The following is a 25,309-nucleotide window of genomic DNA, read 5'->3' as shown; positions in this document are numbered from 1 at the left end:
ACAGCCAGCGGATGCATTCATACCTAAATTATCAAAGTCCTAATGAATTTGAACGTATGGATAAGTCGGTAAAAGAAGTAGCTTAACGAACTTAACTAGGGTGACCGAATTCAGTTGACCAGGTCAGTCAGTTACTTTACAGGACAAGATCATGAACGTATTTCAAACAATTTGTGATTACTTATTAGACGAATATTTGCGGCATGGATGCAGCAACTAAGCCATCAGGGATGATTTTACGGCGATTCGTATAATAATTAATCACTCATGCGTTCACCCTGAGTTACTTTACTGTTGAATATTGCTTGAGGTTATAGCGATTAAATATCACTTTTCTTAGCCGTGGAAAGGTTTTTTTTCGATCCATTAGGCGCTTTTAGGGTGGGATTGCGATTAGCGACTGTTTTTTCTTCGTTGCTGGGCTATAGTAATCGGCTTTATTCTCATCTGAAAATCGTTATGTTTACAATCCCTGAGTTAAATCAACAGCTTGATGCTGAAATTCAACATTGCCTCAATAATAAAACTAAGCCACTTGGCAGTTTAGGCAGGCTTGAATCCATTGCTTTGCAAATTTGTCGTATTCAGCAAACGTTAAAACCTTGTTTATCGCAGCCACAAATGTTGGTTTTCGCTGCCGATCATGGGGTAGTGGCGGAAGGGATCAGTTTATTCCCTCAGGCGGTAACGCAACAAATGGTGCTGAATTTTATTCAAGGTGGCGCAGCCATTAACTGTTTTTGTCGCCAACACGGCATTGAATTTCGCGTGGTTAATGCGGGTGTCAATGGTGAATTACCAGAAGATAGTATCTTAATTGACGCATCGATAGCCAAGGGAACACAAAATTTTGTGACTCAGCCAGCCATGACAATGGAGCAATGTGAACAAGCATTAACGAAGGGGGCTGAGTTAGTGGATGATCGTCATAAGCGCGGTGCTAATGTGATAGGTTTTGGAGAAATGGGCATAGGCAATACCACGTCTGCCGCGGCGTTAATGGCAGCGGCGTTAGGATTGAGCGCGGCTGAATGCGCCGGCCGTGGCACTGGGCTGGAAAAAACTGCGGTAGAGCACAAGGCTAAAGTAATTCAAAAAGCCCTCAAGCGAATCAAAGGTGAGAAGCTCTCACCACAACAAATGTTGGCTGAACTCGGCGGCTTTGAAATTGTAATGATGTGTGGTGCCATGCTAAAAGCGGCAGAGTTAAAGATGCTCGTGCTGGTGGATGGCTTTATTGCTACTAGTGCAGCCCTTATGGCAAGTAAAATGCATCCGAATTTTATTGATTACGCCGTTTTTTGTCATAAGTCTAAAGAGCAGGGCCATAAAAAAATGCTTAAAGCCATGGGCGTTGAGGCACTACTAGACCTTGATATGCGATTAGGTGAAGGCTCTGGCGTCGCCGTTGCTTACCCTTTATTGGTGTCAGCTGTTACCTTTGTTAACGAAATGGCTTCTTTTGATTCAGCGGGTGTTGATAATGCCTGATGTAGCCGCGCCTGAGCCTTCTATTTTCGCTCGGCAATGGCGCCGATTTATTCATGCGCTGACATTTTATACCCGAGTGCCTTGGCCTAAAGGCATGGCATTTGACGGACAAGACTTGGTTAAAGGGAATGTTTATTTTCCGTTAGTGGGTTGGCTGGTTGCCGCTGTTGCCTGTTTAACCTACTGGGCTGCATGTTTAGTGCTGAGTGAATCGATTGCGGTAATTATCTCAATGGTGGCAACTATCTGGCTAACCGGTGCATTTCATGAAGATGGCTTTGCTGATACTTGTGATGGCTTTGGTGGCGGTTACGGTAAGCAAGCCATTATGACCATCATGAAAGACTCTCGGGTTGGCACTTATGCCAGTGTTGGTTTATGTTTGCTGCTATTACTTAAGCATCAAGCACTGTTGAGTGTGCCTGATATCTTATTGAGTCTTTGGGTTGCCCACAGTGTCAGTCGCTTGGTGCCGCTGGTACTCATGGCATCGCTTCCTTACGTGCGCGAACAATCAGACAGTAAGATTGGTCAAACTCAGTTAGGGCTGCCTATTGTTGAACTAATGATTGCCGCTCTATTGGCAGCGATACCGCTATATTGGTTACCAGCAGCAGTGATTCTTGCCATCATCGTTTTGCTGCTGCTCACTTTCTTTATATTGCGCCATTGGTTTAAACGCGTTTTAGGTGGTATTACTGGCGATTGTTTAGGTGCTAGCCAGCAAATAACTGAAGTATTGGTGTATTTGGTCTTGGGGGCATCGCTATGGAATGTTATCTGATACGTCATACCCAGCCTGATGTGGCCGTTGGGACTTGCTATGGCCGTTTGGATTTGCCTCTTAGCGCTCACTTTACTGAGCATGCGAAACCCCTTGAAGCGTTAGTTAACGATATTTCACCTGATAAAGTGTATTCAAGCCCGGCGCAGCGTTGTCTTTTACTGGCGCAAAAGTTGACAGACAGACCGCTCATTGAGTCTCGCTGGCTGGAATTTGATTTTGGCGACTGGGAAGGGCGTTTATGGCGCGATATCGCGCAAGTTGAAATAGAGCAGTGGAATGATAATCTCGTTCATCACCGTTTACCCAATGGTGAAAGTTTAAAAGTGTTTCATCAACGAGTTGTACAAGCTTGGTGGGCGCTTTTTAATAGCAAACAAGATGCAAATGAAAAGATCGTGATTGTCACCCATGCTGGCGTGATCCGCTCTATCGTTGCTTCTTTACTGGCAATGCCCCTTGAGAATAGCGTGCAACTGGGTTTGGATTATGGATCGGTAACTAAAGTTATTTGCCAAGGTCAGTATCGCAGACTTGAATACCTCAATCGCTTGGCTTGATGAAAAGATGGATTGCACCTAGGTCAGGGCAATCCAATGTAATCAAGCTTTATGGGTTTCAATTGGTGGCTTCGCATTTTTTATCTTAATCAAAAAATACACCGCATAAAAAGTGCATAGGCCAACTGTGGTGCCAATAACAGCCATAGATGCAAGTCCGATAGGGTTGCCAAAAAGTAGGTCCATCCAAAGTTCCATCACCATCCCCTTATATTTAGTTAGTAACGAAAGTGTAAAAATATCTCGTCCTAGATGTGATGATCCCGATCAAGCAAGGATGTAAAAACTACTTTAACCAACGAAAGGTAAAAACGGTTCTTTGAATGGACTGGAATAATTTATTAATCCTTAATATCCAGTGATTCTGCGTCTAGCGGTAATCTTGTTACTTGATACCCAGCCTGCTCAAGTAATTGAATTAAATTGGATTGGCCCGTGAGATGCAGTGCGCCGACGACAACAAACGCGTTATTTTCTACTGGTAATGCTATTAGTTGCTCAAACCAGTCTTGATTTCGCTCTGACATCATGGCTTGAAAAGCGTTTAGACTCGTTTCTGGCTGGTCCTTCAAAACTAGTAAGGCAGATAATTTAGATAAGTCACCTTCAGACCAAGCTTGCAGCAAATGTGGTGCAAGTTGGTCGATTTGCGCTAACTCTTTCATGCTTTGCTCAACAAATTGTTCACTCTCTTGCGCTAACTGTGACATATACCAGATTTGTTTTTGCATGTTTTCAAGTTGGATAATAGGTTTGTTAGCTTTATTAGCGTTTTGAATGAAATGTTGATCAATGCCCATTGCGGCCAAATAACCCATTTGCTCTAACTTTAAATGCATTGCTGAAATAATCACAAACCAAGGTTGTAACGCTTTTACTTCGGGACGATTTAAGCCGAGCGGTTTTAGCATTGCCTTTAAAGCGCGATATTGTTCAATAGGCATAACGTCAGCTAGTTTTTGCGGATTGGGTAAGTGAGTTAAGCGTTGTACTTCCTGTAAATCTGATTTGGTTACTCGGCTCATATCGACTTCTACAATAAGTTGAGAGGCATCGTTGTATGCTTGTTCGATATGATCCGGAAGAGGATAAAGCTTCGCACTGCCTACATGAATAGAGCCTAAAATATGCAGCGTTGCATGGTCTTTTTTGGTCAGTTGCCAGAACGCAGGGCTGTTGCTAGCAAAACTGAATTGGGATACGAGGGTTGCAACAATAAATAATGCTATCCGTTTCACATTAGTTTCCTTAAAAGAGTGTGAGGTAATTAATCGCTTTTAATCAATAAATAATCGAGCCAACGTGTTGGCAATACTCGACGCAGCAATGCAAAAATATAGGTTGGCAAGGTAACATAATACCGCGCTTTGGGTTTAGGTGCTTGAATGGCATGTTTTAGTGCGCGAAATACTGCTATGGGTTCGAGAGTGAATGCACTGTTGCTTTCTGAGGCACTCAGTCGAGCTATCGTATTTTCATAAGCCTGCTGGTGATGGCTATTAGCGATATTAATATGCTTGTGAAATGCCTGTAGCGCATTATGTCTAAATTGGCTTCTGATGGGGCCGGGCTCTATTAAACAAACATGGATCCCTGAGCTCGCTAATTCTAACCGCAGGGTATCGGTTAACCCCTCTAAAGCAAATTTACTGGCGTTATAAGCACCGCGGTATTTCATCGCGACTAATCCTAACACCGAGCTATTTTGTATAATGCGACCTTGCCCTTGGCGGCGCATTACCGGGATAATAAGCCGGGTTAATTCATGCCAACCAAACAAATTAGTCTCAAACTGCTCCCTTAGCGCTTGTGTGGGCAAGTCTTCAACCGCGCCAGGTTGCCCAAAGGCAGCATTGTTAAACAGAATGTCAAGCTTGCCATTGGTAAGGTGAAGTATTTCTTCTACTGCAACCTTTATAGAGTGTGGGTCTGACATTTCCATATAAATAGCATGGCAGCCGATTGCACGTAGGTGAGCTAAGTGTGATTCTTTGCGAGCGGTAGCAAAAACCTGATAGCCAGCTTGCTGGAGTTGGCTGGCGCAATAAAGGCCGATTCCGCTAGAGCACCCGCTAATTAAAACAGTAGAACGCATTATTTTCTCTACTTATAGATATGAAAAGCAAAATTAATGAGGGTTAACTTATGCAAAAAGTCGAGCTAACTCAAATACTCAAACATAATTTGTGTTGAAAAGTTGAACACTTAGTTAAGGACGTTATAATCAACGCATCAAAAAAAGCGCCAAAAGTTTGAAAGGTGTTTAGTTAATTGCATGCTCCATAGTTAACTCCTTGTTATTTATGTCGAAAAAAGTTGTTCCCAATATTCACGAAAGCGAACTACAACAATGATTCGTGAGCCAAATATCAGCTAAAAATCCCTCTACTAACCATTAAATCTATCTAACCTGTTGTTTTTTATCGGCTTGATAAAAGTTCAATGTTTTTTTGTGATCAAACTCTGTTTTCTGTTCTTTGTTTAGTAAATTGTATTGATAATTTGTAATGCGAAGGTAGTATGAAATTCCATAAGGCATTGGACAAATGATTTGTAACAACGCCAACTAAGAATTTGTAACCAATTTGGTTACATTTAATGAAGAAATAAAGTTCCAAGTGTATAGGATTTATACACACAGGAACTGACTTAAAAACGCTGAGTCTATATTCAAGGAGCGACAAATGTTTAAGAAAACTCTAGTAGCAGCTGCTTTAGCAACTGCATCAATGGGCGCAAATGCTTACGAAATCGGCCAAAACAACGACTTTAGTGTTGAAGTTTACGGTGTTGCTGCAATTTCTATGGTTGATTACGGTAAACTAGCTGGCAAGCAAGGTCCTGTTCTAGAAAACGAATCTCGCATCGGTTTCCGTGCTGGTAAAGCAATGACTGATAACATCGAAGTTTTCATGCAAATCGAAGGCGGTTACGTTGATAACATCGACTGGGCTCACGGCGGCGTTGCTGGCGGTACTCTAGGTCAACGTGATACTTTCATCGGTCTTAAAGGCGACTGGGGTAAAGTACGTTTTGGTCGTGTTCTAACTCCTATGTATGAACTAATCGACTGGCCATACGCTAACCCAGGTCTAGGTGCTTCTTGGGACTGGGGTGGCGACGTTGCATACTACTACGATCGTCAATCAAACACTGTACGTTACGACTCTCCATCTCTAGGCGGTCTTACTTTCGCTCTAGCTGCTGGTCGTGATGACGATTCTTCAAATGCTAAATCAACTTCTGGTTCAGCTACTAAAGATTCTTACTACTTCGGTGGTAACGTAAACTACACTATCGCTGACATGGTAACTTTACACGGTGGTTTCGAAACTGCTGATAAATTTGCTGGTAACGACGTAGATACTTTTGGTTACCTACTAGGTTTTGAAGCTAGCCTACCTGCTGGTTTCGGTCTTGCTGGTGCATTCAAATCTGGTGAGTCAAAAGACAACGTAACTAAGATCAAGAGCACTCAAGATTCTTACTCAGTTATCGGTCAATACTGGGCTGGTTCACTAGGCTTCAAACTAGGTTACACAGCTAACCTAGAGCATGAAGTTGGTGGCGTTAAAGTTAAAGACATGGAAGACAACATCGTCTCTGGTCAAGTAATGTACGTAGTAAACGGTTTCGTACCTTACCTACGTGTTGCAGAGCGTGATCTAGATGGCGGCTCTAAAAAAGATACAGTTGTACGTGTTGGTCTAGAATACGGTTTCTAATATTACCTAATATTAAAAACTTTGAACGCCGGCTTATGCTGGCGTTTTTTTTGTCTGTCATCTCTATGATGACATGGTAGAATAAGTTACTTGTTTTTAGATGCTTTATTGGAAAATACAATGATAAAACCTTTGCTAATGGCTGTTGCTGTTATTGGGCTGTCTGCATGTGCAGCGAACCCAGAGAAGACCAGTGCTAATGAGTTTGCCAGTAATACAGAAGTTGAATTAGGGTATAACTCGGTAAAAATTGCAGGGTCAAAAATTAGCCTAAAGCCAACAGCTGAGCATGGCGTAAAGGCTTCAAATACAGTTCTATATCTGCTTTCTGAATTGCCAAGAGATAATCCGCAAGATTCTTATTCTTATGTTTTTTTAGATGTGAGCTACTTTCAGACCTCCAATGAATTTACTCATGCAAAAATTAACTCACAGTTAATTGATTTAGAAGAGCGCAAGGTTAGCAGCCAAATGTGTAATGACAACTGCGTTACGAACCAATGGTTAAAGTTTCCTGTGGCCACGGCTGATATAATCGATGCAAGAGAGCAAGGTTTACCTTTCGAACTGCTATTCGAAGGCTCTAGTAAAGGCCTAAAATATGTCATTCCTGCTGTTTATATCGACGGTATGATGTTGCGATACAAGCAAGCAAATATAGATTTAAATACCATTAATGGCCAAGCAGGTAACGCTGCGGTAGTGGCAACACCGGTTGCTGCAAAAGCCAAGTCTCAACAAAGCACTGCCGTAGAAATGACAGAGTATTGGTTTGGAAAAGTTTCTTCTGCAGAGCAAGAATCCTTCATTTCTTGGGCTCTTAAGAACCGTAAGAAAATAAGTTCACCATTAAAAGCTGATAGCAAAGAAATGGAAATGTTGGCTTACTGGTTTGCAGAAGCCACTGTTGCTGAACGTTCAGAACTACTAACTTGGGCGGTTGAGAACATCAACTAGGCTGGTCGACATTTGAAAAAAGTCGCTTAAAGCGACTTTTTTTATGCCTGTAAATCGTGGTTAAGTGGCTAATAGTAAGTGATCTTCTTCACTTTCTTCGGCATACTTTGCATTTCATTTATATAGTAGAGTTGCTCGGTATCTAATTCTAATTCAGTAGCATATACCTCACCCATTGGATAGCTTTGCACTACTCTGGCTCCTTTAATCAAGCCATCAACTCTTGCCTTTACTTTGTCTGAGCCAATCACGTAAGTGTTGAGACTGTTTTGGCTACTAATTTGCAACCCATAAACTTGCTCGGCTAACTCTCGATAGGCATCCAGTTTAGATGCGCGAATAGCATTGAGCATTTTTTGCTGTTTAGTGGCGCCGGGTTGTAAATCAATCGGGGCGTAACCCACTGCAATTAGAGTGGGGAATTTATCGGGTTTGACGGTTTCATACTCGATATGGGTATTCGCCACCTGCGAGCAGCCACTCAGGAGTAATGCTGCGGCAATGAGAGATGTTTTGAACATAGCAATGACTCCTACTTATTTGACAAACTCGACGGTGCGGCCATTCACTCCTGATGGCACGCTAAACCTTTGGATGTAGGCATCGTTATTGCCAGCATTTAGGCTGTTTTTGGCACCGATTAACAATCGATTGGGAATAAAGGCGCGTCCAGTAGACTCTACAAGTAGTGTTTGCATATTAATGGTTCTAACGTTAACCACTACTCCTTCATCATTGCGTGACATGGTGCCGGTAAAAATACGATATACAGGTATTTTACTGCGCAATTGATCCCACTCACGGCTAAATACAAAGTCACCCTCAGGGGTAACTCTTATCTTTCCCGTGGTTTTAAAGTCGATCACCGGTACCTCGCGAATATGTAATTCATGAATAAACGCTTCAGATATAGCTTGCCCGAGCCAGTTAGTATTTTGCAGATCATCAATATTCGATAATGAGGTCACTGCTACTGGCGTTTTGCTAGCGTTAGGGTCGCGATTTAAGGCCAGTTGATCAGCCAAGGTGCGTATGATGTAGTCAAGCTCGCGAGCTCGGTCGCCTGGTAACATATCGGGCCTTTTTGGCTCAACTTGGCGCCAACTTCGGTATCCAGGTGATACGTAGCTGCCATAGTATTGCGATTTAGCCTCATTATCAGCATGGGTAGTGGGTAATGTCGTCGAGCGAACATAAACCGGATTAAGCGTGGTTAGTGAATCGGCAGTATATTGCCGGTTGGTAGTGGAAATATTTTTAGGCACGTTAGGATCAATGATGACGATGTCATTTCTAGGTTGGGTAGCACAGCCAGAAAGCGTTATAGCTACACAACAAAAACACCAAGCTTGTTTGTTCATTTTATTCCCTCTATCGATCCGTCTATAAATAGCTATATCGACTCAGATGTTCAATTCTTTAGCCCAAAGAAAGCCTCAACACCTCAGCTGTTCTCAGCGATGAATATGATGATTTTTGACCAAATTATTTTATCTTGACTAAATATGGTTAGTCAGTCCAAGGTCTTACTAACCCTTAAGGTGGAAGTAATGCAATAAATGCACCAATCGCTAACAATTTGTGTTTTATTAATTTGCAATAGGTAACTATTTGGCCTAAATATTGCTTTGCTTTGTAGAGTGGTTTGTCGAGTTAGGTGTTGTTTTCGTTGTCGTGGCCTTTATTTATTCTGGGCAGCAGTCAATGGTATTTATAGCGGCTTGTTTTATTTTTGCATTAGTGGGGCTGTGTTATGGCTAGGTTTATCTGCATTTGTTGGTTAGTTATATTTACATGTTCAGCACAGGCGGCTTGGTTTGAAGCGCAAGGGCAAGCGCCTATTCTCAACGGCGATATAGACCAAGCTCGGGAAAGTGGCGTGAAAGACGCAGTCAGGCAAGCTTTGCTTTATGCGGGCGCTTCTATTAAAAGCTTGCAGCAACTTGATAATGGCGTTTTAGCTAAGCAGCAGTTACAGCTGGCAGGTGAGGGTGAAATTCGAGGCTTGAAAGTCACCAGTGAGCGAATTGAAAATGATTTTATTTATGTGTCGGTGCAGGTAGATGTGCTCGCAAGTGAGCAACCAAGTTGTGCACAGCAGCAGTACGCCAAATCTTTGGCACTGGTTCGCTTTAAACTTAGAAACAGAGAGCAAGCGATTAATGGTGGTATATTTCATCTTGATGGTGAGTTTACCGGCAAGCTAAATAATTTACTGAACCTTAATCAAAGCGCCTTTGATGTTCGCCAATTCATTAATCAAAATGTTAATTTTAATCCTAATTTGCTTGATTCTAGGCACCATGCCGTTCGTGAGCAAGTGATGGTTATAGCAAGTCGGGCTGACAGTCAGTTTGTGCTAATGGGTAGTATTGATGACGTCTCCGTTGAGCGTGATGAGAAACAGCCCTATGACTTTTTCTTTAAAGAGGCGCCAAGAAATTTTTATCTTAGCACTTATTTATTCGATGGTTTATCCGGTGAGTTACTCGACGTAAAACACTACCGCCAACGTGCGATGTGGACTTATAAAGAACAAGACATCGTTGATCTATCATCGAAAAAATTCTGGGATGCACCCTATGGCCAAAGTTTGTTATCCGTGATGGATGATGTGTTGATTAATACAACAGCTGCGCTTGAGTGTGTCGATACGATGGCAAAAATTATTGCCGTTCATGATGAAAAGGTGCAGATCAACCTGGGCAGTAAAAATGGCCTGAAAATTGGTCAAAATATTCAGTTGTCACACAATGGCAGTTATACGGATCAATTTGGCATTCCGCGCTTTCGTCAAGAAAGCAGTGCCATTAAAACAACGGTGATAGAGTTATATCGGGATTCTGCGGTTCTTCAGACATTCGACTCGCTTCCTGCGAGCAATATTCAATTAAACGATTTTGCTAATATTCAATAACGTTAAAGCGTATCGTGTTGCAATAAAAAGTATATTTAATAAAAGGGTTTAGTATAATTGCGCCATGCTTCCTTAGCTCAGTAGGATAGAGCGACCCCCTCCTAAGGGGTAGGTCACAGGTTCGACTCCTGTAGGAAGCGCCATTCTTGTACCGAAATTACGCTTTAATACCTTTACCTAGCAAACTGCCGCCTCGCGCTTGCCCTTTCGCATCGTATGTTAATGAGTTAGCCGCTTTCGCCTGATTGAGTACACTGGCCAGATGCTGGGTAGTACGTAAGCTCATTTCAATTAACTCACCGTTAACGGCGTTTTGTTGCTGGCAGGCAACAAACTGCTTTTTAATTTCACTTAATGTATGTTGCACTTCTTGATCGGCTTGCTCTGTTAATAAGCTCGATTCAGGGTGTTGCTGTATGTCGCTGTCCTGCTGTTCTATTTGTGCTAATAGCGTTTGCTTTTCTTGTACCAGTTGGTTGATCGAATCAGAGTCACGCTTTATTAGCGCCTGATACTCATCATCGATAACTTTGGCGAGTAAGATAGTGCTATCTAGTTGCTGTTTCAGCAGAGCTAAAATTGGTTCTAATATTGAATTAGGCATTATACACCAAAGGATTGGCCGAATTTAGCTTCAAATTCTGTCATATTTTTAGCTAACTTGTCTGCATCAATTTTGTATTCACCGTTAAGAATCGCTTTTTTGAGCGTTTCAACACGCTCTCGATTCACCGCTGGCTCGGACGATTGTTTTTTTAAGCTGTTTAATGCTTGCGCCTGTGGTGTTAAAGAAACTGAATCTTTACTTGCCGCAGGTTTGTTAGGTGCTTGTTCATTAGCACGAGTTAATTGCTCTTGCTTTTGTTGTTTTTGTTCTACATGAAGGTTGGACCTGTTACCAACGTTGTTCATATTAATAGCCATAATAACAACCTATCTAGATGTAATAAAACCGGTATTAGATGTATCGGCAGCGATAGCACTAACTTTAGCAGAAATTATAATTTTACTTCCATTTCGCTTATGCCCGTTACTTTTCCTACCACAACCTTGTCTGTCTGGGCATTTTTGACGCGAATGGTATCACCGAGTGAAGCACTATTTATAGCAATACCATTGGTTTTTATTTCAAGGCCGCTCACCCTCGCTTTAATTACCACATTGTCTCCTTTACAAATAAAGCAAACATCACGCATCTTTATGGTACGGCCTTTCGGGATCCTGCGTTTTGCTTTTACTCCATACAGCTGCAATGGGTCGGCGACCACATTTCCTCTTAGTGTATGTAGCTCCACAAATGAAATAGTAATGTTTTGCTCTGAAAGGATCGCCCCGGAGGCCAGTAGTCGCTTAGCAACGACAACGGGTGTGGTTATTTTGACGCGAACTTGAATATAAGTGTGCCAAGGGGTGGCATCATCGCAGGTGACTTTTACTACCGTATTCTTTCTAACTTGCTCATTCACGATGGCGACAGTTAGCTGCGTCTCGCATGGCGTTAATGATAATCGACTATCTAATGGGGTCGCTTTTATGTCAACTTTCCCATTGGCCGGGGACTGAATTTGTGCAGCAACTTCATCTTCTGCCATCTTTTCTATCAATATATGGTAATTAGGGCTAGCAAAAGCCTGATAAATACCTAAACTGCATAATAAAATAAAAATTCGATTCAGCATTTTGCTCCCAGCGTCGATACAAAGTTTGGTGTAAAAAAATCAGCGTATTAGGTTTAATTTCTCAACCTAGTACGAAAATAAGGTTTAAACTTAACTCATGAAATTTGCTTATTGCAACTAAACACATTTAAGCATGAGCGTTTGGATGCACATTTGCAAACTTGCAATAGCGATGCCATTGCAGCGAGGCAGATAGAATGCAGAAGCCGATTGAACTATAAACGGAGACAGTTATGGCAGGATTACTTGATTCGGTAAACCAGCGTACCCAGCTAGTAGGTCAAAACCGATTAGAACTATTACTATTTAAATTAGTGGGGCGCCAACGTTACGGTATCAACGTATTTAAGGTAAAAGAAGTGTTGCAATGTCCACCATTGACTTCTATGCCAAAACTACACCCAGTCGTTCGAGGCGTGGCCCACATTCGTGGTAAAACTATTTCAGTTATTGATCTTAGTTTGGCTACTGGTGGCCGACCAATTGAAGATTTGTCTAAGTGTTTTATTATCATCTCTGAATATAACCGCTCAGTACAAGGGTTTTTAGTGAATTCCGTTGAGCGTATTATTAACATGAATTGGGAGGCGATAATGCCACCACCGCAGGGGGCAGGGCGCTTTAGCTACCTGACTGCGGTCACTGAGGTGGATAACGAGTTAGTGGAAATCATTGATGTTGAGAAAATATTAGATCAAATTTCTCCCGTTAACACCGATGTCAGTGAGTCACTCAAAACGCCTGACACCAGTGAGAAAATCCATGGTAGAAAAATATTGGTGGCAGATGATTCCAGTGTGGCGCGCAATCAAGTGAAAAAGGCTGTGACATCGTTAGGTGTTGAATGCTTACTCGCTAAAGATGGAAGAGAAGCTTTAGTGATGCTAAAAGAGATGGCGAAAGAGGGGCCTATTACAGATCAAATTGCATTGGTCATCTCTGATATCGAAATGCCAGAAATGGATGGCTATACCCTCACTGCAGAAATTCGAGCGACACCCGCATTAAAAGGATTGCATATCATATTGCATACCTCGTTAAGCGGCGTGTTTAACCAAGCGATGGTTAATAAAGTTGGCGCTAATAATTTTATTGCTAAGTTTAACCCTGACGAGCTAGCGACTGCAGTGAAAGAAGCGGTGAACAGTTAAATATTAAAAGGGCATTAATTTGACTGCAAAAATGTTGTCTGATGAAGTATACAAACAATTTTCTGACTTTTTAGAAGTGCAGTGTGGAATTGTTTTAGGGGCAAATAAACAATATTTGGTTAAGAGTAGGCTATCGCCTTTACTTAGCCAGTATAAGGTCGATTCTTTACCTGAATTGATTCAGCGTTCAATGAGTTTTCGTGAACGAGACTTAAGAGCCTCGGTTATCGATGCGATGACGACGAATGAAACATTGTGGTTTCGTGATACTTATCCATTTCAGCTATTAGTTGATAAGCTTTACCCAGATTTAAGCGCTAACAAGCGGCCACTTAAAATTTGGTCTGCTGCGTCCTCGTCTGGGCAAGAGCCCTATTCCATTGCCATGTCGACAATTGAATACCAAATGAAAAAACCTGGCGCGATGCCACAAGGTGTTCAGATTTTGGGTACCGATATATCAAGTGCGATGCTTGAGCATTGCAAAAAAGGTGAGTATGACTCTTTGGCATTGGCTAGAGGTTTATCACCTGAACGTAAACGGCAGTTCTTTGAGGCAGTTAACGACGGCTCTGGACGCATGCGTATTTCCGAAAGAGTCAAAAAATTGGCTTCTTTTCGTTCGTTTAACTTACTTGATAGTTACACTCTGCTTGGTAAATTTGACATTATTTTTTGTCGTAACGTGTTGATTTACTTTTCACCTGAAGTTAAATCGAAAATTCTTAATCAATTTGCAGGGGCGCTTAATCCCGGCGGCTACTTAATGCTTGGGGCGTCTGAATCATTAACCGGTTTAACCGACAGGTTTGAAATGCAACGTTGTAATCCCGGTATTGTATATAAGCTGAAGGCTCCCGAGCCAAGGCGTTAATCCCACCATAAAAAAAGCGGCAATTTGCCGCTTTTTTTATGGCAAACAATTTCCTCTGCTGCACTTTATTACCTTTCTATACCGCTAATCACTAACACTTGCCCTCTAAAGGTTGAGAAATCTATCGCTATAAACTTGGCACACGAATTGCTTTGTATTTCTTTAGTAAGGCAGGAGGATATATGGCCATTAATTTTGAAAAAGCATTAGGCATCCATCAGTACACCTTAGGTATTAGATCTAAGCGCTCTGAGATGCTGGCAAGCAATATTGCCAATGCAGATACACCTAATTATAAGGCAAGAGATATTAGTTTCTCTGATGCCCTTGCTGCCGCTAAATCAGGGAATCAGTTTTCACTTGAGAAAACGAATACTAGGCACTTTACCATGCAATCAGATTTACAGCCGGGTATTAAATTCAGACAGCCGAATCAGCCTGACACTGGCGATGGCAACACCGTAGACGTTCAAGTAGAGCGCAATCAATTTATGCAAAACTCGATGGAGTACCAAGCGAGTCTTAGTTTTCTAAACAGTAAGATCGCCTCTCTCAGAAAAGCCATTAAGGGACAATAATTATGAGCTTATTTAGAGTGTTAGATGTTTCTGCTTCGGGGATGAGTGCACAATCTGTACGATTGAATACCACCGCGAGTAACTTGGCGAACGCCAATAGTGTGAGTAGTAGTGTGGATAAAACCTACCGAGCTCGCAACCCCGTTTTTGCGGCTGAGTTAAGTAAGGCTCAAGGCCAGCAAAGCGCTAATGTTAAAGTAAAGGTGCTTGGCATTGTTGAGAGTGACGCACCATTAACGCGTGAATACTTACCAAATCACCCGATGGCAGATGACAACGGCTTTATCTACCGCTCCAATGTTAATGTTGTTGAAGAGATGGCGAACATGATGAGCGCTTCTCGTTCATATCAAACCAATGTACAGATAGCGGATGCAGCAAAGCAAATGCTATCCAAAACCCTTCAACTTGGTAAGAGTCAGTAAAGGAGACATTAAATGAGTAGCGTAAATAATGTCTCGACCAGCAACTTATATTGGGAAGAGAAAAGCCTTACTGATAAGGCCGCAGAGGCGAATAAAAAAGAACTTGATCAAGAAGATTTCTTTTCGCTTTTATCACAGCAGCTTGCTTATCAAGATCCTTTCAAGCCTGTCGATAATGCACAAATGGTCGCGCAAATGGCGTCGTTTACCACTGCAGAAGGTATTGCAGATATGGGTAAGCAATTTGAGAATATGAACTCCATTATGAGTTCAACTCAAGCATTGCAGGCCTCCGGTTTAGTAGGGCGAAATGTGTTGGTACCCACCGATCAAGGTCATTTGGCTGCGAATAAGCCAATGGAAGGGGTGACCATCTCAGGTGAACCAATGCAAAACCTAACAGTACGTATTGAAGATGAAAAAGGTACTTTAGTTAAGGTTATTAAAATGGATGACCAACCAGCGGGAAATGTACGTTATAGCTGGGATGGTAAGAATGAAGCTGGCGAGTTAATGCCACCTGGCAATTATAAAGTAAAAGCCAATGCTCGTATTAATGGCAAAAGTACTGATTTACCAACAGCAAATTATGCTCATGTAGAAAGTGTTAGTTTAGCCGGCGGTGCTAACGGTGTGGTATTAAACTTGCAAGGTATTGGCAGTGTGATGTTGTCCGATGCTCTTGAGGTATCGCAAGTGGCGGGTAATTTACCCGTGGCCCCCCCTAAAGCACCCACGGATCCTGATGAAAATTCAGGGGAAAGTGTAGAGCAGGTAGCAGCAAGACTTAAAGAGCAATTGGGCGGCTAACAATGAAAACTCAATTGCCATCAAAGAATGATAAAGGAGAGTAGTTATGTCTTTTAATATTGCACTAAGCGGCATTAATGCAGCGCAAAAAGACCTTGATGTTACCGCTAATAACATAGCTAACGTCAATACATTTGGTTTTAAAGAGTCACGGGCAGAATTTGCCGATGTGTATGCCACATCGATCTTCTCTAACGGCAAAACAGCGACCGGTAACGGCGTTAAGACGGCACAAGTTGCCCAGCAGTTCCATCAAGGTAGTTTATTAACCACGCAGAACTCTTTAGATATGGCAATTGGTGGTGAAGGTTTTTTTGTAACCGCAGAAGATCCCACAACATTAACCCGAAACTTCACACGTGCAGGTGCGTTTAATTTAAACTCAGATAACTTTGTGGTGAATGCCAGTGGGCAGTATTTACAAGCTTATCCAGTTGATTCAAATGGCAGTCCATCTTCTGTGAGTATGGCGGCAACGCGTCCACTGCAAATTAGTACAAGTGTGGGCTCTCCAACTCCGACTGATCAAGTTGATATGACGTTCAATTTACCCTCTGGCGGCACAGAGCATGATATTGCTGACTTTAACCCAGGTAACCCTGATACTTATACTTCATCAACTTCTGTTACAACTTATGACTCGTTAGGCGAGCCACACGTTGCGCAAACCTACTTTATTAAAAGAACAGCCGATCCGGTTGGTCCTCCAGTAATAGCAGAAAACTCTTGGGATATATTGACGTATGTTGATAACAAGCCGGTAGATATTGCTGGTGGTTCAGCAAATACTCCTGCAGCGAGTAATCCAAATACAACGATTCCTCGATCTGCGCGAATGGTATTTGGCACTGATGGTCAGCTTGCGCCAGCGACGGCTCCAGCAACCAACCCGACGCCGCTGCCTATTACAACAGTTCAACTAGGCTCTACAAACGGGGCGGATCCAACCCAGACGGTAACCTTTAATTTTAATAATCCGACACAGTTCGGTGCTGCTTTTGAAGTCTCTGCACTGTCGCAAAATGGTGCTACCGTCGGTAAGTTGACAGGGATTGATATTGCAACCGATGGCTTAGTTAAGGCCACTTTTAGTAATGGCTCTACTGTATACATGGGCAAAGTCGCGATTGCGAAATTTAACAACACCCAAGGGTTAGCGCAAATTGGTGACACCTCATGGCAAGCGACGCAAAACTCAGGTGAGCCTATTGCGGGTGAAGGTAACTCGGGTACCTTTGGTAAAATCAATTCATCGAACGTAGAGCAATCTAATGTTAACTTATCGACCGAGTTGGTGGACCTGATAAGCGCACAGCGTAACTTCCAAGCTAACTCAAGGGCGCTGGAAGTAAATAGTACCTTACAGCAAACCATCCTACAGATCAGGTAACTAGAAAACCTCTCCTTTATTAGGCCACGTCAGTGGCCTTTTTTTATTCTATTTTGCTTACTGCTTACTTTTGGCATTGTGCTTGCATTAACCTAGATAAGGCATCAGTGCCAGAGAATTGACTAAGGTAAGCAGATGGACAATTTACTGTATATCGCCATGTCAGGCGCCAAAGAAAACATGAATGGGATTGCCGTGCGCGGTAATAACCTTGCCAATGTTAATACCACCGCGTTTAAATCGGATCTTGAGCAAGCTCGCTCGATGCAGGCTTTTGGCCCTGGTTTACCGAGCAGGGTATTCTCATTAACGGAAGTGACCTCACAAAATTTTGAGCCTGGGCCACTGCAAACCACTGGTAATAACTTGGACTTAGCAATCGATGGTCAAGGCTGGATTGCAGTGCAAAACCCAGCGGGTGAAGAAATGTACACCCGTAACGGTAAATTGACCATTGATGTCACTGGTGAACTAAAAGACATGAAAGGTAATTCGGTGCTCGGCATTAATGGTACACCGATAATATTTCCCCTTCCGTTAGAAAAAATTGAAATCAGTCGTGATGGCATGGTGGAAATTCGCCCTGAAGGTGCGCCGCCAAATGCGATGGAAGAATTAGGCACCATTAAAACGGTCAACCCAGACGTTAAAAATCTAATGCGCGGTGAGGATGGTTTTTTCCGTCGCGCAGATGGTCAACCTGAGCCAGCGGCATTGGGTGTCGAAGTGGTACAAGGTGCGCTAGAGGGCTCCAATGTTAACGCCGCCAGCGAAATGACCAGTTTAATGAACTTACAGCGTCAATTTGAAATGCAAATCAAAATGATGAAAACAGCAGAAGACATTGACCGCGCGTCAGACAGCTTACTGCGCATTATCTAATAATTTTTACTAGGAGGCTTTATGCATCCCGCGCTATGGATAAGTAAAACAGGGTTAGATTCGCAGCAAGTAAACGTTGCGACCATCTCTAATAACTTGGCAAACGCCAGCACCATCGGCTTCAAAAAAAGCCGCGCTGTGTTTGAAGATTTACTGTATCAAACCATTAATCAGCCTGGTGGTCGTTCGTCACAAGACACTAAGTTGCCTGCTGGTTTAATGGTGGGCTCTGGCTCAAAAGTAGTGGCAACACAAAAAAACTTTGACCAAGGCAATATTTTAACCACTGACAACTCTCTTGATATGATGATTGATGGTCGTGGCTTTTTTGAAATATTAATGCCTGATGGCACCACTTCTTATACCCGAAACGGTCAATTCATGCTCAATGATGAAGGCACGATTGTGACACCGGGGGCGGGTTATCCGCTGCAACCTGAAATTCAAGTGCCACAAGATGCACAATCCATTACCGTGTCACAAGATGGTGAAGTGTCGGTACAAGTACCGGGGCAAGCAGAGCCACAAGTCGTTGGCCAGCTTAACTTGTCTGATTTTGTCAACCCATCGGGGCTTGAGCCAATCGGGCAGAACTTGTACTTAGAAACGGGTTCAAGTGGTGCGCCATTGCAAGGTATTCCGGGTAATGATGGCATTGGCTCTGTTGTGCAAGGTGCACTGGAAACATCAAATGTCAATGTCACCGAAGAGCTGGTTAACCTAATTGAAAGTCAGCGAGTTTATGAAATGAACTCGAAGGTGATTAAATCCGTTGACGAAATGTTGTCATTTGTTAGTCAGCAGTTGTAAGGAGAGAGTCATGAATCTATCAACCATAAAGCAAATCACAGTATCTTTATTTGTCTTATCTTTGGCAGCTTGTACCTCTTTGCCTAATGATCCGGTTAAAAATGATCCTGAATTTGCGCCAGTTATCCCAGAAGATCCCGAAACACAAGTGGTGCAAACGGGCTCTTTGTTCCAAGACAAATACGCTAATAACCTTTATTCCGATATTAAAGCGCATCGTGTCGGCGATATTATTACGGTTAATTTAGAAGAGTCAACTTCAGCGAAAAAGAAAGCTAAATCTGGTTTAGATAAAAGCAATAGTTTTAACCTTGACCAGGTTACGATCCCAGGTGGTGTAGCTAAAATTGGCGGTAATCCGATTGAACTCGGACTTGGTCAAACCAGCGCCTTTAGCGCGCAAGGACAAGCTGACCAAAGTAACAGCTTGAACGGTAATATTTCCGTTAATGTGGTGAAAGTACTTAGTAACGGTAACTTGGTTGTTCGCGGTGAGAAGTGGATCATGCTTAATAACGGCGATGAGTTTGTTCGCTTAACCGGTATTGTTCGGGCAGAAGATGTCGCCAGTGACAACACGGTATCATCAATGCGCATTGCCAACGCACGTATTCAATATGGCGGCACCGGTGATTTTGCTAACACTCAGCGTCAAGGTTGGTTAACCAAATTCTTCAACGGCCCATTTTGGCCGCTATAAACGAGTGAAGGGATAGATTATGAAACGCTTACTTGCAATATTTACCTTCAGTGCACTACTACTTAGTTTTAATAGCCAAGCGGTACGGATAAAAGATGTTTCGTCTGTTGAGGGAGTTCGCTCGAATCAATTAGTAGGCTATGGTCTAGTGGTGGGTCTACCTGGTACAGGTGAAAAAAGCAGTGCGTTTTCAGAGCAGTCTTTTGCCACTATGCTGCGTAACTTTGGTATTAATGTGCCTCAAGGGGTGAAACTTAAAATCAAAAATGTCGCGCCAGTGGCGATCACAGCCGAGCTTCCGGCTTTCACTAAGCCCGGTCAAAAAATTGACGTAACCGTGTCAGCGATTGGTGAGGCTAAGAGCCTGCGCGGCGGTGAATTATTGCAAACCTTTCTAAAAGGGGTGGATGGTAACGTATATGCCCTTGCACAAGGTAGCTTAGTGGTCGGTGGTTTAGGCGCAGAAGGTGCAGATGGTTCAAAAGTGGTTATCAACACGCCAACCGTTGGCCGAATCTCTAATGGCGCGATTGTTGAACGTGAAATTGCGTCTCCTTTTGGTAATGGCGACTATCTTACTTTCAACTTAAATCGCCCTGACTTTAGCACCGCTAAACGCATGGCTGATACTATCAACCAATTAGTTGGCCCAAATACTGCAAAGCCAATGGATGCAACATCGATTCGAGTTTATGCGCCAAGAGATATTTCTCAACGAGTGTCTTATCTTGCGACGTTAGAGAACTTGGATTTTGAGCCTGCGTCAGAAAGTGCCAAAGTTATTGTTAACTCACGTACTGGCACCATTGTCATTGGTAAAGATGTTCGTTTATTGCCAACCGCCATTACTCACGGGGGGATCACGGTGACAATCGCAGAGGCGCAAACTGTGTCTCAGCCAAATGCATTAGCGGGTGGCGAAACAGTAGTAACAGATAACAGTACAATTAATGTCACCCAAGAAGACAGCCGTATGTTTAAGTTTGATACTGGCGTCAGTTTAGATCAGCTCGTTCGCGCAGTGAACCAAGTCGGTTTAGCGCCAGGTGACTTAATGGCGATTTTAGAAGCCTTAAAGCAAGCAGGTGCGCTGCAAGGTGAGTTAATTATTATCTAGGCGGTAACATGGATAAATTAGGCGCAAGCAATTTACAACCCAGCTCATATTATGATGTGCAAAGCTTAAACTCATTGCGTGAAGCCGCGCAAAAAGATGAGAAGGGTGCATTATCGGAAGTAGCTAAGCAGTTTGAAGCTATGTTCACTGGGATGTTAATCAAAAGCATGCGCCAAGCAAACGAAGCGTTTGAAACCGACAGTCCGTTTAATAATCGCCACACGAAGTTCTATCAACAAATGCAAGATCAGCAGCTATCCCTAGAATTAAGTCAGTCGGGGACCATGGGGTTAGCTGAAGTGCTGACACGACAACTTGACCCTACTTATGGCCATACTCAGCGTGAAGAGGGTGAGCCACTCAATATGCCCGGGCGTCAAACTTTTGCCACCGTGATGCCAGATAGTAACCCCGAAGCTTTTAGCGTGCCCGCGCGCCGCAGTGTTTCTAATCACGGACCACAGCAGCTGTCATCGCCTTCCGTTTTACCAGCCTCGCAACAAACTGATGCCCCAGCGGGCTCAAGTCGTGCATTAGAGCTGGCACTATCAGAAGCTGATCTGCTAAAAATCGAGGCCAGTAAGGCCGTTAAATTTGAAGATCCTGAGTCTTTTGTTCAGTCATTATTACCTTTTGCTAAAAAAGCGGCGCAAGCACTTGGTGTAAGCCCAACTATTTTGGTGGCACAGGCGGCCCTTGAAACGGGCTGGGGTAAAAAGGTTATTCAAACTATGAATAATGACTCAAGCTTTAACTTGTTTAATATTAAGGCGGATCGCCGTTGGGAAGGAAGCCACACTAATAAAGATACCTTAGAGTACTATGATGGGATTGCAGTAAAAGAGCGTGCTAAATTTCGCGTTTATCAAGATTTTGAACAAAGCTTTAGCGATTATGTGCAGTTTTTACAGCAAAACCCTCGTTACCAACATGCCCTCAAAACCACCGATGATCCCGAACGTTTTATGCGCCAGCTACAAAAAGCCGGCTATGCCACCGATCCGCGCTATGCCGATAAAGTGATGAGTGTACTAAAACGAGTCGAATCACATATCTAATGCCGATGCGGCAAGCGGTTGCCGCTCTTTTCCTCATCCACTTGATAACTCACCAAATATAATTGGCATATTTAATGCATTGCAATAACAAGTGATTGTTTTCCGTCGGTGTCCGTTTCGGGCCTGGGAAGAAACAGAGGTTGTTATGGCAGATCTATTACAAATTGGCACATCTGGTATTAATGCGTTTCAGCGCATGCTGGCGACCACAGGTAATAATATTTCAAATATTAATACTGAGGGTTATACGCGTCAGCGCAATATTGCCGTGTCAGACCAATTTAATGCCGGTGTATCAGGCATTGTTGATCGCCGCGTGTTAGATCAATTTGCTCAAGGTGAAATGCGCCGCGACACCAGTATTAATGCCTATGCCCAAGCGTTGAGCTTTGAGCTGCAGCGCACCGACGCCATGATGAGTGATAAGGCCAATAACTTAGGCACAGCCTTTGATTCGACTTACCAATCAGTTCATACCGCTAATGACGACCCCACTTCTCTCGATACGCGACAGCTCATGCTAGGCGAGCTGAAATCGCTGATCAGCACTTATAATATGCTGGCTAAAAATTACAGTGAGCAAGAAAAAATCGTCAATAAAGAGATTGGTACCGAAGTGTCTGAAACCAATGCTTTGATTAAGAACTTGGGCGAGCTAAACAAAGAAGTGATGCAAGCCAATAATTTACCGGGCGGCGCTTCGGGGGCTTTATTAGATCATCGTGACGAAGCGCTTCGCTTATTAGCTGAAAAGGTTGATATTTCGGTTATCGACGGTAAGAGTGGCGCAGTGCAGGTGATGCTTCGCAATGGCGAACCGTTAGTGATGGGTATTGAATATTCGCAATTTAAAGTTGTTCCGGGAGATCCAGATGGCCGTAAAAGTGATTTAGAGTATTCTATCGCCGGCGTCAGCGTTGGCATTAACGGTACCACCGCTGGTGGTAAGCTGGCCGCTTTGTTTGATTTTCGCGATCAAGAAATAGGCAAAGTTAGAAACAGTATGGGCCAGCTAGCCATTGCAATTACCGATGCGTTTAATACCCAAAACCGGTTAGGGATGGACCTAGATGGTAATATTGGTGGCGATATTTTTGAGTTGCCTACCACAACGTCTCACAATTACTCTGGCAATTCAGATTCTTCAAAAGGGATTACCAGTAGTTTTTTACCGGGCCTAGGCAGTGCTGTTACGGCTGCTGACTATGAAGTTAAGATGACAGGGGCTAATACCTTTGAGGTTTATGCATTAGAAAATGGCCAACGTAGCCTTATCCCTGCTGGCGATATAGTAGGGGCATTGCCCGGCAGTATTGAAATTCCAAGTCACGGGCTTAAATTTGATTTTGATCCGCCGCCGTATGTGGCAGGTGATCAATTTTTAGTTCAGCCAACCCGGGATGCCGCTGATTTAATTGATATCAGCATGGTGCGCCCTGAAGAGCTCGCGCTGGCGTCACCTATTCGAGTGGATACGACTTCTACCAATACCAGTAAAGCCCATATTGAGTTAGAAGGGGTAACGGCAACCGATACCTATGCTTTTAACGCAACGACGGGGCTAACTGCTGCTGCGCCACAGCAAGTATTGATAAATACCTCTGGCGGTAACATCGTTTATGAAATCTATGACGGCAATAGCCCCGCAAATTTACTGGGTAGTGTGACGAGTCCTCCTGGCAGTGGAGAGAACCTATTAGCGAACGCTGTGCCTGCTATCACAGATCCCGGTTATGAAATTAGCCTAACGGGCAATCCGCTCCATGGCGAGACATTCTCCATTGGATTTAACGACAACGGCTTTGCCGATAACAGCAACGGCCTAAAAATGGCAGATTTACAAAACCAAAGCTTAATGCGTAAAAATGTCGTCGCATCAGGCGACAATTTAATGACGTTGCACGAAGGCTTCTCTCGCATGCAATCGAGCATTGGTGAGCGCACTGGTAATGCCATTGTTGCGGCGCAAGCCTCGGTGGCCAAACTGGATCAAAGCACTAACTGGCATGAAAGCGTATCAGGCGTGAATCTTGATGAAGAAGCTTCTAATTTATTGAAATTCCAACAATCTTATAGTGCTGCAGCGCAAATAGTCAGTGCTGCTAGAGCCACCTTTGATACCTTATTGAATGCGGCGAGGTAATATTCATGCGTATCTCAACTAACCAAATTTTTTATGCTAGTACGGCCAACATGGCCAGTAGCACCAGCAATATAGTTAAGACTCAGCATCAACTTACTAGTGGTGAGCGCTTTCAATTGGCGTCTGAAGACCCAACCGGTTTTGCCAAAACCAATCGTTTATCAGAAGTGATTGAAGCGAATAAGCAATACATCAAAAATTCGACACTGGTAACAGGTGGCTTAAGTGTCGAAGAGTCGACACTAGATAAAATTCAGCGAGCGATTGATAGGGCGCGTGTATTAGCTATCGCTGTTAACAACGGCACCTTATCTGCACAAGAACGAGCATCAACAGCCACAGAAGTTGAAGGCTTGCAAAGTGAAATATATGACTTGATGAATGCACGTAATGCTAGCGGTGACTTTATTTTTTCCGGCAGTCAGTCAGGTACTCAAGCTTTTGCGAAAAACCCAGCAACTGGCCGCTATGAATTCCAAGGTGATGGTGTAACGAACCAAATTCAAATTTCGCCCAGTGTATTTGTACAGCAAGGCGATTCTGGATTGGACATTTTTGAAAAAGTGCCTGCACGTTATACCGCTAACGGCGTTCCTTCTGCAGGTAGCATCACCGTTGAGATTACAGCACAAGAGCAATTTGATAACTATCACAAGGGGAGTTATGACTTTGCTAACCCGAGTGCTAGTAGGTTGAACATAGTTACAACTGCTGGGACGCCAGATACTTTTATCATTCAGGATGCTGCAGGTGTGCCATTATCTCCAGCCGTTGGCGGCAACTATGTGCCAGGTGAGGCAATCAGTTTTGCCGGTATGAAAATAACCATGAATGGGGCTGCTGGTACAACGGCTCAAATTAACTTAGACCCTCCTAGAAATGAAAATGTGCTGAACCACTTGGAAGACTTTAAGAATGCTTTATTGAATCCCACCATAGTGCAGGCTGATTTACAGCCAATTCTAAAGGATGTCTCAGTTGGTTTTAAAAACACGGCTGACTCAGTACTGGGGGTCATAGGGCAAATTGGTTCTCGCATAAATACAATGAAACGGGTTGAAGCGTCAAACACTTCATTTGATATTTTAAATCAAGAAGCTAGGGCAGGGCTGTCTGAGACCGACTATGCAGAGGCATCGGCTAAGCTAGCCCAGCAAGAAATGGCGATGCAAGTCGCCTACTCAACCTTTAACAAAGTAACGAGTTTGTCTTTGTTTGATTATGTTTAGCTGATTTTTTAAATAAATGGCACATATGT

Annotated in this window: 27 protein-coding genes and 1 tRNA gene; 20 read left to right on the top strand and 8 right to left on the bottom strand. The window is 43.2% G+C overall.

The annotated features are described in order from the left end of the window. Positions 1–459: 459 nt before the first annotated feature. The 3 genes from cobT to cobC are packed head-to-tail and all read left to right on the top strand — an operon-like array spanning position 460 to position 2,835. Positions 460–1,491 (top strand): nicotinate-nucleotide--dimethylbenzimidazole phosphoribosyltransferase, encoded by a 1,032-nt coding sequence (gene cobT, locus K6Y31_RS12450; RefSeq protein ID WP_233053135.1) that lies wholly within the window; start codon positions 460–462, stop codon positions 1,489–1,491. Beyond that, positions 1,484–2,275 carry an adenosylcobinamide-GDP ribazoletransferase gene (gene cobS / locus K6Y31_RS12445; protein WP_233053134.1) on the top strand — a complete coding sequence of 264 codons (792 nt, stop codon included), beginning with the start codon at positions 1,484–1,486 and terminating at the stop codon, positions 2,273–2,275. The genes cobT and cobS overlap by 8 nt, the downstream gene beginning before the upstream one ends. Beyond that, the gene (gene cobC, locus K6Y31_RS12440; RefSeq protein WP_233053133.1) at positions 2,260–2,835 is read left to right on the top strand and encodes an alpha-ribazole phosphatase; all 576 of its coding nucleotides are present in this window, start codon (positions 2,260–2,262) and stop codon (positions 2,833–2,835) included. The genes cobS and cobC overlap by 16 nt, the downstream gene beginning before the upstream one ends. 42 nt (positions 2,836–2,877) lie before the next feature. On the opposite strand, the gene K6Y31_RS12435 is transcribed toward cobC, so the two are convergent. From K6Y31_RS12435 to K6Y31_RS12425, 3 genes are all read right to left on the bottom strand, one after another. Further along, positions 2,878–3,033: a DUF3149 domain-containing protein gene (locus tag K6Y31_RS12435; protein ID WP_233053132.1), complete on the bottom strand. Its 156-nt coding sequence runs from the start codon at positions 3,031–3,033 to the stop codon at positions 2,878–2,880. A 143-nt stretch (positions 3,034–3,176) separates the two neighbouring features. Then, positions 3,177–4,073, bottom strand: a complete 897-nt coding sequence (locus tag K6Y31_RS12430) for a TraB/GumN family protein (RefSeq protein WP_233053131.1) — start codon at positions 4,071–4,073, stop codon at positions 3,177–3,179. A gap of 29 nt (positions 4,074–4,102) precedes the next feature. Next, positions 4,103–4,930, bottom strand: coding sequence for an SDR family oxidoreductase (locus tag K6Y31_RS12425; protein WP_233053130.1), 828 nt, complete (start codon positions 4,928–4,930; stop codon positions 4,103–4,105). Between the two features lie 589 nt (positions 4,931–5,519). On the opposite strand from K6Y31_RS12425, the gene K6Y31_RS12420 reads away from it, so the two are divergent. Together K6Y31_RS12420 and K6Y31_RS12415 are read left to right on the top strand one after the other, a co-directional pair. After that, a complete protein-coding gene (locus K6Y31_RS12420; RefSeq protein ID WP_233053129.1) occupies positions 5,520–6,560 on the top strand; it encodes a porin in 1,041 nt (346 codons plus the stop codon). A gap of 120 nt (positions 6,561–6,680) precedes the next feature. Continuing rightward, positions 6,681–7,517, top strand: coding sequence for a hypothetical protein (locus tag K6Y31_RS12415; protein ID WP_233053128.1), 837 nt, complete (start codon positions 6,681–6,683; stop codon positions 7,515–7,517). Positions 7,518–7,585: 68 nt separating this feature from the next. On the opposite strand, the gene K6Y31_RS12410 is transcribed toward K6Y31_RS12415, so the two are convergent. Further along, positions 7,586–8,038: an LPP20 family lipoprotein gene (locus K6Y31_RS12410; RefSeq protein WP_233053127.1), complete on the bottom strand. Its 453-nt coding sequence runs from the start codon at positions 8,036–8,038 to the stop codon at positions 7,586–7,588. A gap of 15 nt (positions 8,039–8,053) precedes the next feature. Further along, positions 8,054–8,878: a FlgO family outer membrane protein gene (locus K6Y31_RS12405; protein ID WP_233053126.1), complete on the bottom strand. Its 825-nt coding sequence runs from the start codon at positions 8,876–8,878 to the stop codon at positions 8,054–8,056. A gap of 392 nt (positions 8,879–9,270) precedes the next feature. Between K6Y31_RS12405 and K6Y31_RS12400 the strand changes: the two genes are divergently transcribed. After that, positions 9,271–10,434: a flagellar assembly protein T N-terminal domain-containing protein gene (locus tag K6Y31_RS12400; RefSeq protein ID WP_233053125.1), complete on the top strand. Its 1,164-nt coding sequence runs from the start codon at positions 9,271–9,273 to the stop codon at positions 10,432–10,434. 66 nt (positions 10,435–10,500) lie between these two features. Beyond that, a tRNA-Arg gene (locus tag K6Y31_RS12395) sits at positions 10,501–10,577 on the top strand. 14 nt (positions 10,578–10,591) lie between these two features. On the opposite strand, the gene K6Y31_RS12390 is transcribed toward K6Y31_RS12395, so the two are convergent. From K6Y31_RS12390 to flgA, 3 genes are all read right to left on the bottom strand, one after another. After that, on the bottom strand, positions 10,592–11,038 hold the full coding sequence (locus K6Y31_RS12390; protein ID WP_233053124.1) for a flagella synthesis protein FlgN: 447 nt from the start codon (positions 11,036–11,038) through the stop codon (positions 10,592–10,594). Further along, positions 11,038–11,358, bottom strand: a complete 321-nt coding sequence (flgM, locus tag K6Y31_RS12385; protein WP_233053123.1) for a flagellar biosynthesis anti-sigma factor FlgM — start codon at positions 11,356–11,358, stop codon at positions 11,038–11,040. The genes K6Y31_RS12390 and flgM overlap by 1 nt, the downstream gene beginning before the upstream one ends. Before the next feature lie 74 nt (positions 11,359–11,432). After that, entirely contained in the window at positions 11,433–12,113 is a 681-nt protein-coding gene (gene flgA, locus K6Y31_RS12380; RefSeq protein WP_233053122.1) for a flagellar basal body P-ring formation chaperone FlgA, read from the bottom strand. A 233-nt stretch (positions 12,114–12,346) separates the two neighbouring features. Here flgA and K6Y31_RS12375 point away from each other — a divergent pair, with 233 nt between their 5' ends. The 13 genes from K6Y31_RS12375 to flgL all read left to right on the top strand — a co-directional run bounded on the left by K6Y31_RS12375 (position 12,347) and on the right by flgL (position 25,280). Further along, complete coding sequence (locus K6Y31_RS12375) at positions 12,347–13,264, top strand: chemotaxis protein CheV (protein WP_233053121.1); 918 nt, start codon at positions 12,347–12,349, stop codon at positions 13,262–13,264. 19 nt (positions 13,265–13,283) lie between these two features. Beyond that, positions 13,284–14,138 (top strand): CheR family methyltransferase, encoded by an 855-nt coding sequence (locus K6Y31_RS12370; protein ID WP_427901898.1) that lies wholly within the window; start codon positions 13,284–13,286, stop codon positions 14,136–14,138. Between the two features lie 182 nt (positions 14,139–14,320). Then, positions 14,321–14,716 (top strand): flagellar basal body rod protein FlgB, encoded by a 396-nt coding sequence (gene flgB, locus K6Y31_RS12365; RefSeq protein WP_233053120.1) that lies wholly within the window; start codon positions 14,321–14,323, stop codon positions 14,714–14,716. 2 nt (positions 14,717–14,718) lie between these two features. After that, a complete protein-coding gene (flgC, locus tag K6Y31_RS12360; protein WP_233053119.1) occupies positions 14,719–15,141 on the top strand; it encodes a flagellar basal body rod protein FlgC in 423 nt (140 codons plus the stop codon). 12 nt (positions 15,142–15,153) lie between these two features. Beyond that, positions 15,154–15,951 carry a flagellar hook assembly protein FlgD gene (locus K6Y31_RS12355; protein WP_233053118.1) on the top strand — a complete coding sequence of 266 codons (798 nt, stop codon included), beginning with the start codon at positions 15,154–15,156 and terminating at the stop codon, positions 15,949–15,951. Between the two features lie 46 nt (positions 15,952–15,997). Beyond that, complete coding sequence (gene flgE, locus K6Y31_RS12350) at positions 15,998–17,341, top strand: flagellar hook protein FlgE (protein WP_233053117.1); 1,344 nt, start codon at positions 15,998–16,000, stop codon at positions 17,339–17,341. Positions 17,342–17,476: 135 nt separating this feature from the next. Further along, positions 17,477–18,223: a flagellar basal-body rod protein FlgF gene (gene flgF / locus K6Y31_RS12345; protein WP_233053116.1), complete on the top strand. Its 747-nt coding sequence runs from the start codon at positions 17,477–17,479 to the stop codon at positions 18,221–18,223. Positions 18,224–18,244: 21 nt separating this feature from the next. Continuing rightward, positions 18,245–19,033: a flagellar basal-body rod protein FlgG gene (gene flgG, locus K6Y31_RS12340; protein ID WP_233053115.1), complete on the top strand. Its 789-nt coding sequence runs from the start codon at positions 18,245–18,247 to the stop codon at positions 19,031–19,033. 25 nt (positions 19,034–19,058) lie between these two features. Further along, positions 19,059–19,733, top strand: a complete 675-nt coding sequence (gene flgH, locus K6Y31_RS12335; protein ID WP_233053142.1) for a flagellar basal body L-ring protein FlgH — start codon at positions 19,059–19,061, stop codon at positions 19,731–19,733. Positions 19,734–19,752: 19 nt separating this feature from the next. After that, the gene (locus K6Y31_RS12330) at positions 19,753–20,850 is read left to right on the top strand and encodes a flagellar basal body P-ring protein FlgI (RefSeq protein ID WP_233053114.1); all 1,098 of its coding nucleotides are present in this window, start codon (positions 19,753–19,755) and stop codon (positions 20,848–20,850) included. Positions 20,851–20,858: 8 nt separating this feature from the next. After that, complete coding sequence (gene flgJ, locus K6Y31_RS12325) at positions 20,859–21,908, top strand: flagellar assembly peptidoglycan hydrolase FlgJ (protein ID WP_233053113.1); 1,050 nt, start codon at positions 20,859–20,861, stop codon at positions 21,906–21,908. A 145-nt stretch (positions 21,909–22,053) separates the two neighbouring features. Beyond that, on the top strand, positions 22,054–24,051 hold the full coding sequence (gene flgK, locus K6Y31_RS12320) for a flagellar hook-associated protein FlgK (protein ID WP_233053112.1): 1,998 nt from the start codon (positions 22,054–22,056) through the stop codon (positions 24,049–24,051). 5 nt (positions 24,052–24,056) lie between these two features. Beyond that, positions 24,057–25,280 carry a flagellar hook-associated protein FlgL gene (flgL, locus tag K6Y31_RS12315; protein WP_233053111.1) on the top strand — a complete coding sequence of 408 codons (1,224 nt, stop codon included), beginning with the start codon at positions 24,057–24,059 and terminating at the stop codon, positions 25,278–25,280. Positions 25,281–25,309 lie beyond the last annotated feature (29 nt).

The sequence above is a fragment of the Motilimonas cestriensis genome (assembly GCF_021295315.1).
Lineage (GTDB): Bacteria > Pseudomonadota > Gammaproteobacteria > Enterobacterales > CBDFNC01 > Motilimonas > Motilimonas cestriensis.
The sequence above is the reverse complement of the archived record's forward strand: the minus strand, read 5'-3'. Positions and strand labels throughout refer to the sequence as shown.

Excerpts from the sequence above, each read along its gene's own strand:
- flgC (WP_233053119.1), top strand. The coding sequence starts at position 14,719 with ATGAGCTTATTTAGAGTGTTAGATGTTTCTGCTTCGGGGATGAGTGCA.
- K6Y31_RS12420 (WP_233053129.1), top strand. The coding sequence starts at position 5,520 with ATGTTTAAGAAAACTCTAGTAGCAGCTGCTTTAGCAACTGCATCAATG.
- cobS (WP_233053134.1), top strand. The coding sequence starts at position 1,484 with ATGCCTGATGTAGCCGCGCCTGAGCCTTCTATTTTCGCTCGGCAATGG.
- flgG (WP_233053115.1), top strand. The coding sequence starts at position 18,245 with ATGCATCCCGCGCTATGGATAAGTAAAACAGGGTTAGATTCGCAGCAA.
- K6Y31_RS12425 (WP_233053130.1), bottom strand. The coding sequence starts at position 4,930 with ATGCGTTCTACTGTTTTAATTAGCGGGTGCTCTAGCGGAATCGGCCTT.
- K6Y31_RS12390 (WP_233053124.1), bottom strand. The coding sequence starts at position 11,038 with ATGCCTAATTCAATATTAGAACCAATTTTAGCTCTGCTGAAACAGCAA.
- flgB (WP_233053120.1), top strand. The coding sequence starts at position 14,321 with ATGGCCATTAATTTTGAAAAAGCATTAGGCATCCATCAGTACACCTTA.
- flgJ (WP_233053113.1), top strand. The coding sequence starts at position 20,859 with ATGGATAAATTAGGCGCAAGCAATTTACAACCCAGCTCATATTATGAT.
- flgE (WP_233053117.1), top strand. The coding sequence starts at position 15,998 with ATGTCTTTTAATATTGCACTAAGCGGCATTAATGCAGCGCAAAAAGAC.
- flgK (WP_233053112.1), top strand. The coding sequence starts at position 22,054 with ATGGCAGATCTATTACAAATTGGCACATCTGGTATTAATGCGTTTCAG.
- K6Y31_RS12415 (WP_233053128.1), top strand. The coding sequence starts at position 6,681 with ATGATAAAACCTTTGCTAATGGCTGTTGCTGTTATTGGGCTGTCTGCA.
- K6Y31_RS12405 (WP_233053126.1), bottom strand. The coding sequence starts at position 8,878 with ATGAACAAACAAGCTTGGTGTTTTTGTTGTGTAGCTATAACGCTTTCT.
- K6Y31_RS12410 (WP_233053127.1), bottom strand. The coding sequence starts at position 8,038 with ATGTTCAAAACATCTCTCATTGCCGCAGCATTACTCCTGAGTGGCTGC.
- K6Y31_RS12435 (WP_233053132.1), bottom strand. The coding sequence starts at position 3,033 with ATGGAACTTTGGATGGACCTACTTTTTGGCAACCCTATCGGACTTGCA.
- cobT (WP_233053135.1), top strand. The coding sequence starts at position 460 with ATGTTTACAATCCCTGAGTTAAATCAACAGCTTGATGCTGAAATTCAA.
- K6Y31_RS12330 (WP_233053114.1), top strand. The coding sequence starts at position 19,753 with ATGAAACGCTTACTTGCAATATTTACCTTCAGTGCACTACTACTTAGT.
- cobC (WP_233053133.1), top strand. The coding sequence starts at position 2,260 with ATGGAATGTTATCTGATACGTCATACCCAGCCTGATGTGGCCGTTGGG.
- flgA (WP_233053122.1), bottom strand. The coding sequence starts at position 12,113 with ATGCTGAATCGAATTTTTATTTTATTATGCAGTTTAGGTATTTATCAG.
- K6Y31_RS12375 (WP_233053121.1), top strand. The coding sequence starts at position 12,347 with ATGGCAGGATTACTTGATTCGGTAAACCAGCGTACCCAGCTAGTAGGT.
- flgM (WP_233053123.1), bottom strand. The coding sequence starts at position 11,358 with ATGGCTATTAATATGAACAACGTTGGTAACAGGTCCAACCTTCATGTA.
- K6Y31_RS12355 (WP_233053118.1), top strand. The coding sequence starts at position 15,154 with ATGAGTAGCGTAAATAATGTCTCGACCAGCAACTTATATTGGGAAGAG.
- flgL (WP_233053111.1), top strand. The coding sequence starts at position 24,057 with ATGCGTATCTCAACTAACCAAATTTTTTATGCTAGTACGGCCAACATG.
- flgF (WP_233053116.1), top strand. The coding sequence starts at position 17,477 with ATGGACAATTTACTGTATATCGCCATGTCAGGCGCCAAAGAAAACATG.
- K6Y31_RS12400 (WP_233053125.1), top strand. The coding sequence starts at position 9,271 with ATGGCTAGGTTTATCTGCATTTGTTGGTTAGTTATATTTACATGTTCA.